Raw genomic sequence first — 12,670 nt, forward strand, 5'->3', positions numbered from 1 at the left:
CATGACTTTCGACCCACGCGCGCGACTCGGACGGCCAGTCGGTCGGCGCTTTTTCTTCGAGTGGCTGGCGGTCGGCTGTCTGGGCGTCGTGGTCATCCTGCTCGCGGCACTCTGGCGGCTGACGTCCGGCGTCGATCATCTCGTCTATGACCGCTTTCTTAGTGTCAGGCCGGTGCCGGTGTCGCCGGATATCGTCGTCATCGAAATCGACAACGCGAGCATCGCCCAGCTTGGACGCTGGCCGTGGCCGCGCAGCGTGCACGCGCATCTGCTCGACCAGCTCGCGAAGGTGCAACCAGCCGCCGTGGTCTACGACGTGCTGTTCACCGAACCCGCAGAGGACGACGCTCAACTCGCGCAGTCGCTCGGCGCGCATCCCACGTACCTGCCTATCCTGCTCAGCCCGGAAGGCGCCAACGGCGAGCGCGTCGCGGTCACGCCGGTCACGGCGCTCGCGCAGGCCGCGGCGGCGCTTGGCCACATCAACCTGGAAGTCGACGGCGACGGCATCGTACGCAGTGTCGCGCTCTTTGAGGGCGATGCGCACTCACGCTGGCCGCAACTGATGGTGCCCGTTTACCGGGCAGTGCGCGACGGCAAGCTCAGGCTCGCGGGCGGAAACGAGCGCTTGCGCGGCTTGCCCGATCATGCCGCGGGCGGCCACGACGGTGGTGAAGCGCGCTTCCTGATCCCGTTCAGCCCGCGCGCGGAAACCTACGCGAAGGTCTCGTTTGCCAGCGTGCTTGCCGGCGACGTGCCCGCGGAGATGCTGCGCGACCGGATCGTCCTGATCGGCGTGACCGCGTCGGGTCTTTATGACCGCTTCTCGACCCCGGTCTCAGGGGAGCTCGGACCGATGCCGGGCGTCTACATCCACGCGAACGTGCTCGATACGCTGCTGAACGGGCGCGCTATCCTGCCGGCCCACGCGTGGCTGCTTTTCGCAGTGTCGCTGCTTCCGCTTGGCGTGCTGCTCGGTGGGTTCCTGGTGCTGTCGCCGCGTCGCTCGCTGCTGCTCACAATGGGACTCTGTGCCGCGATGGCGGGCGGCAGCCTGGCGCTGTTGTACGGCGCGCGACTGTGGATGTCGCCGGTGCCCGCCATCTTCGGCCTCGTCGCCGTGTATCCGATCTGGAACTGGCGTCGCCTCGAGATGACGATGGCCTATCTGCGCAAGGAGTTGCAGAGCCTCGCCGACGAACCCCATCTGCTGCCTGAAGCGCCACAAGAGCGCAATGAATTCGCCGGCGATGTACTCGAGCAGCATATGGCGCTGATGGCGCAGGCGGCTCAGCGCGTGCAGGACATGAAGCGCTTTGTCTGGGACAGCCTCGATAGCGTGCCGGAACCGATTCTCGTCAGCGATCTGCGCGGCGTCATACTGATCGCGAACCACGCGGCAAAGTCCCATTTTGCACAGCTCGCCGCCCCCGCACCGGAGGGGCGCGCGATGCGGGATGCGCTCGGCGACCTCACTTTCGTGAAAACCGTCGATTCGCACGCGGACACCGACGCGTTCGCCCGCGGCCACTGGCCCGCGCCCCTCGATCCGACGCGACGCGACTATGCGGACATGATGGAGGAGGGCATCGAGGTGCGCGACCGCGACGGGCGCGACCATCTGTTGCGCTATGCAAGGTGCACCAACGCACAGGGCGAGGTGACGGGCTGGATTGCCGGGCTGGTCGACGTGACGGCGTTGCACGCGGCCGAACGTCAGCGCGAAGACGCGTTGCGTCTGCTTTCGCATGACATGCGTTCGCCACAGGCCTCGATTCTTGCGCTCGTCGAGATCGAGCGGGCGCGTATCGAGTCGGAGCATACGCGCGAGCTGCTGGATCGCGTCGAACGTTACGCGCAGCGCGCGTTGACGCTCGCCGACGACTTCGTGCAACTCGCGCGCGCAGAATCGCAGACCTATGTGCTTGAACCGCAAAGCCTCGTCGAACTGCTGATCGATGCAAGCGATGAAGTCTGGCCGCAGGCGCACGCGCGCCGCATCCGTCTGGAGACGGAACTGGAACAGGACCGTGACGATGCCGACGGTTACTGGATCTGTGCCGACCGTTCGCTCATGACGCGCGCGCTTGTCAACATCCTGAACAATGCGGTGAAGTACAGTCCTTCGGATACACGGATCGCCTGCACGATCGCCCGTGAGGCTGGCTTACCGGCTCGCGTGCAGTGCACGATTCGTGACGAGGGCTACGGCATTCCTGCCGAAGAGCAGGCGCAACTCTTTGAGCGTTTCCGGCGGTTTCATGAGACGGAGCGGCCGGAGGTGGGCGGCGCCGGGCTCGGGATGGCATTCGTCAAAACCGTGGTGACGCGGCACGGCGGCGATGTGCACGTCGAAAGCGAAGTGGGGCGTGGGACGGCGTTCACGGTGTCGTTGCCGGCATTCGATGAAGTGGTTGGTTGATCATCGCAAACACAATGAGCGCGAATAACTTTCAAAGCGGGACAAACGTGAAACCCCTGTTGATCCTCAGCACTGCGCTCGTCGCGGCGATGCTTGCCGGATGCGCCGGCGTCAACACCGATGTGCGCGTATCGCTCTTGTCCGCCACGCTGGCTGACGAGCGCACGTATGACTTCGCGCGTACGCCGCCCCAGGACGCGAGTGCCGAACATGCGCAATACGAAGCCCTCGTGCGCGAAGGACTCGCGCGCTACGGGTTCGCTGTGACATCGAAGGAGAGTGCGCGATATGTCGTGTCGCTGGCCTACGATACGCGGCCGGCGGCGGTCGGTGTCGATGTCGCGGGTTGTGAGAGCACCACCGAAGCCTGCGAGGCACCAGCGACGACGAGCGTTTTTCCTGGCCGACGGCTCTATCGTCACTCGCTGACCATGCGTTACTTCGAACGGACGAATGGTCAGGAAGTCTACAAGGTCACCGTGACGAAGAGCGATCGCGACGCGGACCCGCTCCACGCTGTGCCTTACCTCGTCAAAAGCGCGCTCGCCCGGATGCCTTATGCAGGGAACCGGGACTGGCGCGTAACGTTCGGAAACGTGGAGACGGGCAGGGTGCCTGGGATCGACTCCGTCAGCCCGGTCACGCCTTAGCTGTTGTGGCGGCTACGACTGCCGCTACGCGGAGTCAGTGCCGTCGCTTTCAGGCCAGCGGTTCTCGAACACGCACTGGTCGAGCGGCATCCGTGACGCCCAGCGTTCGGTTTCGAGCATCGGCTGCGCGTAAAACTCGTCGACGTGCCCGAGACACAGGATCGCAACCGGCCGTGCGCCAGCGGGCATGTGCAGCAGCGTGCTGACCACGTCGACCTCGAAGATCGACACCCAGCCCATCCCCAATCCTTCCGCGCGTGCGGCGAGCCACATGTTCTGGATCGCGCACGCAACCGATGCCAGATCCATCTCCGGCAGCGTGCGGCGGCCGAACACGTGTTTCTCGCGTCCATCCATCAACGCCACCACCAGTAGCTCGCCGCACTCGAGCATGCCTTCGACCTTCAGCTTCATGAATTCATCACGCCGCTTGCCGAGGGCGTCGGCGGTCTTGAGCCGTTCGCTTTCGACGGCGTCATGCAGGGCACGGCGCAGCGCAGCATCGGTGATACGCGCGATGCGCCATGGCTGCATGAAGCCGACGCTCGGCGCATGGTGCGCCGCATCGAGAAGACGCTGCAGCACGACGGGATCGACCGGGTCGGGCACGAAATGGCGCATGTCGCGCCGCTCGTGGATGACGCGATAGACTGCCGCGAGATCGGAATCGCTAAAACGCTTCGCCATGAAAGAGTGCGGCCGTGAAGGCCGGATTGGAGGGCCAGTAGCTGTGCATGTACGTTGCGACGATCTTACCAGTCCGGTACACCGCTTCGCCTCGCGCATCAGAGTGCGGACGTACGGACGTGAGGTACGGCGTCATGGTCGTCGTCATATGCGAGTAGTGAAACGTGTGGCCGGTCATCGTGCCGTGCATGCCGTCGAGTTGCTGCATCCCGAGCGACGCGAGCCGCGTCTGCATCGTTGCGTGGCCTGGCAGCACGCCTGGCATCGGCGTGCGTTTGCCGCTGGTGTCGGTCAATGTCTCCAGCAGATACAGCATGCCGCCACACTCGGCCACGAGCGGCTTGCCGGCCGCTGCATGAGCGCGAATGGTATCGGCGCTGCACGTGTTGCGCGCGAGCCGCTCTGCGTGCAGTTCGGGATAGCCGCCGGGCAGATAGAGCGCATCGGCGGATTGCGGCACGGGTTCGTCAGCGAGCGGGGAAAAATACGTGACGCGCGCGCCCAGTGTCTCCAGCAGCTGAACGTTGGCGGGATAGATGAACGCGAAGGCTGCATCGCGTGCTATCGCGATGTGCTTGCCGTCGAGAAGACGGGGGACCGCCGTGTGCACCACCGGTCCGAAGTCTACCGCTTGCGGCAGTTCGACCAGTTGCGTCTGCGCAAGCGCGTCGGCCGCGCGATCGAGCCGTGCGTCGAGGTCCGCTATTTCGTCCGCCTGGTGCAGACCCAGATGGCGATCGGGCAGTTCGATATCGTCCTTGCTTGCGATGTATCCGGTCCACTGGATTCCGGCCGGCAACGCTTCTTCCAGCATCTGCGCATGACGCGGCGACCCGACGCGATTGGCGAACACGCCATGAAACGGCACGTGCGGCCGGTAGTTCGCGAGCCCAAAAGCAACCGCACCGAAGGTCTGCGCCATCGCTTTCGCTGAAATCACGGCGACGACCGGTACGCCAAACGTCGTCGCCAGATCGGCGCTGCTCGGCGTGCCGTCATAGAGGCCCATGACGCCTTCGATCAGGATCAGATCGGCCTCGGCGGCCGCTTCGGCGAGCAGCGTGCGACAGGCCGCTTCGCCGACCATCCACAGATCGAGCGACAGCACAGGTGCACCGCTTGCGCGCGCGAGAATCATCGGGTCCAGAAAATCCGGACCGGTCTTGAAGACCCGCACGCGACGCCCCATCCGCTGGTGATAGCGGGCGAGTCCGGCCGTAATCGTGGTCTTGCCCTGACCCGACGCGGGCGCGCTGACGAACAGGGCGGGACACGCGGGCATCGCTCAGAACTCCACGCCGCGCTGCGCTTTCACGCCCTGCTCGCGATACGGGTGCTTGACGATGCGCATTTCCGTGACGAGGTCGGCGGCTTCGATCAGCGCGTCCGGCGCGTGACGTCCGGTCACGACGACGTGCAGCATGTCAGGGCGCGCGGTCAGCACGGCGAGCACTTCATCGAGCGGGAGGTATTCGTACTTTAATACCGTGTTCAGTTCATCGAGAATCACCATTTGATAGTCGCCGCTTTCGATCATCCGGCGCGCTTCGTCCCAGCCCTTGCGAGCGGTGGCGATGTCGGCTTCACGATTCTGCGTATTCCAGGTGTAGCCGTCGCCCATCGTGACGAAATCGCAATGCGCCTGGGCGCCCAGGAAATCGCGCTCAGACGTATGTAGCGCGCCCTTGATGAACTGCACGACGCCGAGCTTCATGCCGTGTCCGAGCACGCGCACGGCCATGCCGAAGGCGGCCGTGGTCTTGCCCTTGCCAGTGCCGGTGTTGACGATCAGCAGACCTTTCTCGACGGTTGCTGCGGCCTGCTTCTTTTCGTGGCCTTCGCGGCGGCGCTGCGTCATGCGTTGATGGGATTCGAGATCTGTTTTCATGGCGTCTCCTGTTGCCGGGATCCTGTGTGATGATGATGTGGTGATGGAGGCAATCGCGACGGTTACGCCGTCGACCACCGTTTTGCCGACGATCAATATCGAGTCGGGAGAAGCGAGAAGCGCGCAGGGCTCACAGACGCCGTCGACGCCTGCGAGCCCGCGAACTGTGTGAGAGGGCGTCGGCACCGCGCCAAACCCGGCGATCTGCTCGCGCGTAAACCTTCGCAACGGAAGGGCATGACGCGCACAGAATTCGATTAACCCAGGCTCCTCTGCTTTCGATTCGATCGTCGCAACCTCGCGAATGTTGTCGAACGGTATGCCCGCGAGCGCTACCCTCACCGCCGCCTCGATCTGTCGCGCCGAAGTCAGCCGCCTGCAACCGATGCCTACGGTGAGCGTCTTCATCGATCGTGGCTCGCCGATGGGATGCCGTGCGCCGACACACCGCCGATCACGACAATCGCGGGCGAACCGAGTCCGGCGCTGGCCACGTGGCCCGCGAGCGTATCGAGTTGGGCGAGCACATGGCGCTGCTCGGGGCGCGTCGCCGATTCGATCGCGGCGCATGGCGTTTGCGGATCCATCCCGGCCTGTAACAGCGCCGTGACGATCTCGTTCAGGCGACGCATGCCCATATAGACGACGAGCGTCATGCGTGTGGCGACCAGCGCGTTCCAGTCCGGCTCGCTGCTGCCCGCGCCATGACCTGTGACGAACACGACGCCCTGCGCGTGATCCCGGTGCGTCACAGGGATGCCGATCGCTGCCGGCGCCGCGATGCCCGCCGTAATGCCGTTGATGATTTCGACCTGAATGCCTTCGGCCCGCAGCGCCTGTTGCTCTTCGCCGCCACGGCCGAAGACGAACGGGTCACCGCCTTTCAGTCGTGCGACGCTGCGCCCGGCGCGCAGATGGGCAAGCATCGTGGCGACAATGTCGGCCTGCGAGGCCGATGGCTGGCCGCCGCGCTTGCCCACGTACACGACCTCGGCGTCGGTCCGCGCGAACTGCAGGACATCGGGATTCACGAGATCGTCGACGAGTACGACGTCGGCCTCGCCGAGCGCGCGCGTTGCCTTCAGTGTCATCAACTCGACGTCGCCGGGGCCGGCGCCGATCAGCCAGGCGCGGCTCATCGCGGGCAGCACGGCGCTCGCCGCGCCATGTTGGTGGGAGACGGGAGCGGGAGGGCCGTCACAAGGACGAGCCCGGAAAATGAATGGGTCATGCGATGCCACACGTCATGCGCAACGACGGCGCGTCTCGCGCGCGCGGCCGGTCGCGCTCAGGCACCAGGTTCCGTCCCCCGCGGATCCGGCGTTCGGCGAAAAGCGACGGTCGCCCCTTGCGTTGGCCGGTATCCGGGCTGACGACCTCATGCCATTCGCCTTCCCGGCTGCCAGACGCAGACAGTGGCGTTGAATGACATGCGCGGACCGAAGTCCGCAGGCCGCTTACCGTTGCGGGGACAGCACAGGCCGGGCGCGTTGCCGCGCTTCCTGTTTCCCGTTTAACTGCACATGCGAACGCACGTGCGGGCACCAAACGCGCGCATACGATAGCACGGCTTTGCCCAGCGCAGGCTGCAGGGGTCTTCAGTTGCCCTCAGTTCCCTTCAGGCAGGGCGTTTTCTTGACGTCGGGGTTGACGGAGCCTACACTCCCACGCACTCTGGTGCTCGCGTGCACGCTCTGTGCACGCAGTTAAACGGGAAACAGGGAGCCTGTCCTGCACGGATCGGGCCAACCTGTGCTGCCCCCGCAACGGTAAGCGAAGGCATCGTGAAAACGATGCAAAGCTGGCTTCAATGCGTGCACGTCATGACCTGACAGGCAGGCATCTGTCCACTGCGCGTGATGTCGAATGCGCGGGAAGGCGAAGCGGCGTTTTCGCGAGCCCGGATACCGGCCAGAAAATACGGGTTGGCGCCGCGGGGATGCGGCGCATGGTCCAGATAGTCCACGAATTCACTGAGCTTCCGGTTGTTTCCGTAAGGCCGTATTTCGTCCCCGCGTGTTGCCCGACGATCGTCTGACGTTGCGACTGTCGCATCGCGGCGTGAGCATGCCGCAGGGCGTTGCGGGCGGGCATCCGGTGAAGTTCGGGGCTTCATCCTTCAAACAGTCCACCACCCTGGAGTCAGGATGCAGACGCGCAAAATTCCCGTAACGATCGTCACGGGCTTCCTCGGCAGCGGCAAAACCACCTTGCTTCGGCACATTCTTCAACACGCGGGCGGACTCCGGATCGCGGTGATCGTCAACGAATTCGGCGAACTGGGGATCGACGGCGAGATCCTGAAGGGTTGCGGCATCGGTTGCGACGAGGAAGGCCGCGAGGTGGAAGGGCAACTGTACGAACTGGCGAACGGCTGCCTGTGCTGCACGGTGCAGGAGGAATTCTTCCCGGTCATGGAGCGACTGGTTGAGCGTCGAGGCCAGATCGACCACGTGCTGATTGAAACGTCCGGCCTTGCGTTGCCCAAGCCGCTCGTGCAGGCATTCAACTGGCCGCAGATCAAGAACAGCTTCACCGTCGACGCAGTGGTCACGGTAGTCGACGGGCCTGCCGCAGTGAGCGGCCAGTTCGCGGAGAATCCGCAGGCAGTCGATGCCCAGCGCAAGGCCGACCCGAATCTTGACCACGAATCGCCGCTGCATGAACTGTTCGAAGACCAGTTGTCCGCCGCCGATCTGGTGATTCTCAACAAGACCGATCTGCTTGACGATGCGCAACTCGCTGCGGCCGAAATGTTGATTCGCGAAGAAATTCCGCCTGAGGTCAAGGTGGTGCGTGCGCATAGGGGGCAGCTCGATCTGCACGCGTTGCTCGGGCTCGAGTCGGCTTCGGAGGACACGATTCATCTGCGTCACGACCATCACGGGTCCGCAGACGATCCCGATCACCACCACGACGATTTCGATTCCGTTGTCGTTCAGGCGCAGGTGTCGTCGCGTGAAGCGCTTATCGCAGCATTGCAGGGGCTGGTCGAGAACCACACGATCTACCGGGTGAAGGGTTTTGCGGCCTTGCCCGGAGCGGCGATGCGGCTCGTCGTTCAGGGCGTGGGGCGTCGCTTCGACAGTTACTTCGATCGTCGCTGGCAGGCCGGTGAGGCGGTAGCGAGCCGCTTTGTGCTGATCGGCGAAGACCTCGATCAGGCGACGCTGCAACAGGCGCTGACGGTCGCGCTGAGCGCCGAGCCGCAACAGGTATAACGCGGTATGCATCTGCTGCGCACCACGCCGGGGGGCTTCGTCGACGATACCGCCGGCGTCATACGGATCGACCAGCAGCCGGCGGACATCGTCGTGCTCAGTTCGGCCGATACCACGCTGTCCCTGCTGGCCAGCGTCGTTCCGCGGCTGGGCGCGGATTTTCCGAGCCTGCGGCTCGCGAACGTGACGTTCCTGCGGCAGCCGGCATCGGTGGATTTCTACGTCGAAGACGTGTTGCAGCATGCGAAGGTCGTGATCGTCGATCACCTGGGCGGCGAGGCGTACTGGCCTTATGGCATCGAGCAGGTGGTCGCGCTCGCCGGGCGCAGGCAGCAGCTGCTCGCGATGTTCTCCGGCGATCTGCAGGAAGATCCGAATCTGCTCGCGCGCAGCACGGCGGACGCCGCGCTATGCCATCAACTGTGGCGCTATCTGCGCGAAGGCGGCGCGCAAAACGCGGAAGCGTTCCTGCGCTTCATCGCCTTCCGCGCGTTCGGCTGGGGGCATGAGCCCGCACTGCCTCAGCCTTTGCCGGCGGCAGCGCTCTATCATCCCGCGCGCGACGTGCCCACGGTGGCAGACTGGCAGGCGCGCTGGCACCCCGGCGCGCCGGTTGTCGCGATCCTCTTTTACCGTGCGCATTTGCAGGCGGCGAACACGGCCGTGTTCGATGCGCTGATCGATGCGCTCGATGCACAGGGCCTGAATCCGCTGCCGCTTGCGATCACGTCGCTGAAAGACGCGGTCAGCCGCGACGTGCTGCAGCAGCTGTGCACACAGCACGACGTGGCGTTGGTGCTGAACACGACGGCGTTCGCCGCGTCGGCGATCGACGATCCCGAGCCGTTGGCGCTCGCCGGCGACGCGCCCGTCATGCAGGTGATCCTGAGCGGCGGCAACCGCGACGACTGGGTCAAGGACAATCAGGGCCTCAATTCCCGCGATATCGCGATGCACATCGCGTTGCCCGAAGTAGACGGCCGCATCATTACACGCGCCATCAGCTTCAAGGGGCTTGCCTATCGTTGTCCGCACACCGAAGTCGACGTCGTGCGCTATCAGCCGGACCTCGAGCGGGTGGCGTTTCTCGCCGAACTGAGCCGGCGCTGGTGCCGCCTGCGGGGCATCGCGAACGCGGACAAGAAACTCGCGCTGATCCTCGCGAACTATCCGGTAAGCGAAGGCCGTATCGGCAACGGTGTCGGGCTGGATACGCCGGCATCGGTGGTCGGCATACTCACGATGCTGCAGGAGCAGGGCTATCGCGTCGACGCTTTGCCTGCCGATGGCGATGCATTGATGCGCACGCTGACGCAGGGCGTGACGAACGATCCCGTTGTGCGTGATCTGCGTCCGGCATTGCAGAGTCTTTCGCTGGATGACTATCTGACGTATTTCCAGCAACTGCCCGCTGAAGCGCGCGACGCGCTCAATACACGCTGGGGCCCTCCAGAACAGGATCCGACGATCCGGCGTGGGCGCTTCATGATCGCGGGCTGGCGCTGCGGCCAAGTGTTCGTCGGCATCCAGCCGGCCCGTTCACGCGACGGCGGCGATTACGCGAGCTATCACGACGCCGATCTCGTGCCGCCGCACGCTTACCTCGCGTTCTATTTCTGGTTGCGGCACCGCTTCGGTATCGATGCCGTCGTCCATGTCGGCAAGCACGGCAATCTGGAATGGCTGCCGGGCAAGAGCGTCGCGCTCAGCAATACGTGCTGGCCCGATCTGATTCTCGGGCCGATGCCGCATCTCTATCCGTTTATCGTCAACGATCCGGGCGAAGGCAGCCAGGCCAAGCGGCGTGCTCAGGCCGTCATCATCGATCACCTGATGCCGCCGCTCACACGCGCGGAGAACTATGGGCCGTTGCAGGATCTCGAACGGCAGGTGGACGAATACTACGAGGCGTTGATGGTCGATCCGCGTCGTTCGAAGCTGCTGCGGCGAACGATTCTGGAGACGATCATCAAGCATCGCCTGCATGAGGAACTGAGTCTGAGCGTACCGGACGGGCAGGACGCTGAAGACATGCTGTTGACGCGTGCCGACGCGTACCTCTGCGAGTTGAAGGAAGCGCAGATCCGCGACGGGCTGCATACGTTCGGGCAATCGCCGCAGGGGGGGCAGCGCCGCGATACGTTGCTGGCGCTCGGGCGCTTTCCGGTGGGCGACGGGCAGGGCACGAAGGCCGGTCTGATCGATGCGCTCGCGCGCGACCTCGCGGTCGATCATCTTTTCGATCCCCTGTCTGCTGACTGGTCTGCAGCGTGGGACGGCCCGCGCCCCGACATCCTGCAGCGTGTCAGCGATGCGCCGTGGCGCCATAACGGCGACACGCGAGAACGTCTCGAACTGCTGGCGGCGGAACTGTTGCGGCGCGTGTGCGATGAAGATGCGCCCGAAGCTCCACATGAGGCCGGTACGCTGCCCCAGGCGGAACGGGTTCTGGAACGATTGCGCCACGACATACTGCCGCGTCTCGATGCATGCGGCCCGCAGGAAATGCTCCAGCTGAAGCGGGGACTCGAAGGACGTTTCGTGCCAGCAGGGCCGAGCGGGTCGCCTTCGCGCGGACGCCCGGACGTGCTGCCCACCGGCCGCAACTTCTATTCGGTCGACACGCGCGCGATTCCGACGCAGTCCGCATGGGCGCTCGGTCTCAAGTCCGCGCAGCAGCTTATCGAACGGCACGTCCAGGAGCATGGCGACTACCCGCGTGCGATCGGCCTCTCCGTGTGGGGCACGGCGACGATGCGTACCGGCGGCGACGATATCGCTCAGGCGCTGGCGCTGCTCGGTGTGCGACCGAAGTGGGCGCCGGGCAGCCATCGCGTCACCGACTTCGAGATCATGCCGATCGAGATTTTCGATCGCCCTCGCATCGACGTTACGCTAAGGGTGTCGGGCTTCTTCCGCGATGCGTTCGCGAACGTGATGCATCTGTTCGACGCCGCCGTGCAGGCGGTAGCCGAACTCGACGAACCCGAGGATCTGAATCCGATACGTGCACGCGTCATGCGCGAGCGGGATGCCTTGATCGCAGGTGGCATGGACGCAACCGAGGCACGCAGGCGGGCAGGCTGGCGCGTGTTCAGCGCGAAGCCGGGGTCGTATGGCGCGGGCCTGCAGGAAATGATCGATACGCGGCAATGGCAAACGGATGGCGATCTTGCGGGCGCGTATCAGGCCTGGGGCGGCTATGCCTACGCGCAGAAAAGCGCGGGCGAAGAGGCGCGGCAGGCGTTCGGAACACGCCTCGCATCACTGGACGTCGTGCTGCAGAACCAGGACAACCGCGAACACGACGTGCTCGACTCGAACGACTACTACCAGTTCCAGGGCGGCATGGTCGCAGCGGTACGGCATCTGGCCGGCAACCAGCCGCATGTCTATCACGCCGACCACAGCAATCCGGCCGCGCCCCGTATTCGCACGCTGCATGAGGAGATCGCGCGGGTCATCCGTTCGCGCGTCGTCAATCCAAAATGGCTCGATGGCGTCAAACGGCATGGCTACAAAGGTGCGGCGGAAATCGCCGCAACCGTCGATTATCTCTATGGTTACGATGCGACTGCGCGCGTGGTTTCCGATCATCAATACGCGCTCGTTGCCGATGCGTACCTGAATGACGCCGATACGCGTGCGTTCCTCGCCGGGCACAATCCACATGCGCTACATGGCATCTGCGAACGCCTGCTCGAGGCGATGCAACGCGGCCTGTGGCAGAACCCCGGCGACTATCGCGAGCAGGTCGAAGAACATCTGCTGGCGAGCGAGCAGCAACTCGAAGGAACATGAC

The 12,670-nt window shown here is 64.6% G+C and carries 8 protein-coding genes, 1 pseudogene and 2 riboswitches; of the genes and pseudogenes, 4 read left to right on the forward strand and 5 right to left on the reverse strand.

Annotation, left to right across the window (positions count from 1 at the left end; all coding sequences use genetic code 11):
* The first annotated feature begins 1 nt into the window (after position 1).
* Both P3T23_RS14910 and P3T23_RS14915 read left to right on the forward strand, forming a co-directional pair.
* A complete protein-coding gene (locus P3T23_RS14910) occupies positions 2-2,422 on the forward strand; it encodes a CHASE2 domain-containing protein (RefSeq protein WP_429316933.1) in 2,421 nt (806 codons plus the stop codon).
* Positions 2,423-2,469: 47 nt separating this feature from the next.
* Positions 2,470-3,072: a DUF4136 domain-containing protein gene (locus tag P3T23_RS14915; protein WP_429316934.1), complete on the forward strand. Its 603-nt coding sequence runs from the start codon at positions 2,470-2,472 to the stop codon at positions 3,070-3,072.
* Positions 3,073-3,096: 24 nt separating this feature from the next.
* Here P3T23_RS14915 and bluB read toward each other — a convergent pair whose 3' ends face one another.
* The 5 genes and pseudogenes from bluB to cobA form a co-directional block, all read right to left on the reverse strand.
* Positions 3,097-3,759, reverse strand: a complete 663-nt coding sequence (gene bluB, locus P3T23_RS14920) for a 5,6-dimethylbenzimidazole synthase (RefSeq protein WP_429316935.1) — start codon at positions 3,757-3,759, stop codon at positions 3,097-3,099.
* On the reverse strand, positions 3,743-5,041 hold the full coding sequence (locus tag P3T23_RS14925; protein WP_429316936.1) for a cobyrinate a,c-diamide synthase: 1,299 nt from the start codon (positions 5,039-5,041) through the stop codon (positions 3,743-3,745). Before P3T23_RS14925 ends, bluB begins: the two co-directional genes overlap by 17 nt.
* A 3-nt stretch (positions 5,042-5,044) precedes the next feature.
* Complete coding sequence (gene cobO, locus P3T23_RS14930; protein WP_429316991.1) at positions 5,045-5,647, reverse strand: cob(I)yrinic acid a,c-diamide adenosyltransferase; 603 nt, start codon at positions 5,645-5,647, stop codon at positions 5,045-5,047.
* Positions 5,648-5,755: 108 nt separating this feature from the next.
* Positions 5,756-6,055: pseudogene (locus tag P3T23_RS14935) on the reverse strand (cobalamin biosynthesis protein); the annotation flags it as partial.
* A complete protein-coding gene (gene cobA / locus P3T23_RS14940; protein ID WP_429316992.1) occupies positions 6,052-6,786 on the reverse strand; it encodes a uroporphyrinogen-III C-methyltransferase in 735 nt (244 codons plus the stop codon). The gene cobA and the pseudogene P3T23_RS14935, both read right to left, overlap by 4 nt.
* Before the next feature lie 199 nt (positions 6,787-6,985).
* A riboswitch (cobalamin riboswitch) is annotated at positions 6,986-7,212 on the reverse strand.
* A 93-nt stretch (positions 7,213-7,305) separates the two neighbouring features.
* Positions 7,306-7,577, forward strand: a riboswitch (cobalamin riboswitch).
* A gap of 217 nt (positions 7,578-7,794) precedes the next feature.
* Between cobA and cobW the strand changes: the two genes are divergently transcribed.
* Together cobW and cobN are read left to right on the forward strand one after the other, a co-directional pair.
* Positions 7,795-8,868 carry a cobalamin biosynthesis protein CobW gene (cobW, locus tag P3T23_RS14945; RefSeq protein ID WP_429316937.1) on the forward strand — a complete coding sequence of 358 codons (1,074 nt, stop codon included), beginning with the start codon at positions 7,795-7,797 and terminating at the stop codon, positions 8,866-8,868.
* A 6-nt stretch (positions 8,869-8,874) separates the two neighbouring features.
* A complete protein-coding gene (cobN, locus tag P3T23_RS14950; protein ID WP_429316938.1) occupies positions 8,875-12,669 on the forward strand; it encodes a cobaltochelatase subunit CobN in 3,795 nt (1,264 codons plus the stop codon).
* Position 12,670 lies beyond the last annotated feature (1 nt).

Source organism: Paraburkholderia sp. GAS448 (assembly GCF_050435685.1).
GTDB lineage: Bacteria > Pseudomonadota > Gammaproteobacteria > Burkholderiales > Burkholderiaceae > Paraburkholderia.

Coding starts and splice junctions, on each gene's coding strand:
- cobN (WP_429316938.1), top strand. CDS start 8,875: ATGCATCTGCTGCGCACCACGCCGGGGGGCTTCGTCGACGATACCGCC.
- bluB (WP_429316935.1), bottom strand. CDS start 3,759: ATGGCGAAGCGTTTTAGCGATTCCGATCTCGCGGCAGTCTATCGCGTC.
- cobO (WP_429316991.1), bottom strand. CDS start 5,647: ATGAAAACAGATCTCGAATCCCATCAACGCATGACGCAGCGCCGCCGC.
- cobA (WP_429316992.1), bottom strand. CDS start 6,786: ATGAGCCGCGCCTGGCTGATCGGCGCCGGCCCCGGCGACGTCGAGTTG.
- P3T23_RS14925 (WP_429316936.1), bottom strand. CDS start 5,041: ATGCCCGCGTGTCCCGCCCTGTTCGTCAGCGCGCCCGCGTCGGGTCAG.
- cobW (WP_429316937.1), top strand. CDS start 7,795: ATGCAGACGCGCAAAATTCCCGTAACGATCGTCACGGGCTTCCTCGGC.
- P3T23_RS14910 (WP_429316933.1), top strand. CDS start 2: ATGACTTTCGACCCACGCGCGCGACTCGGACGGCCAGTCGGTCGGCGC.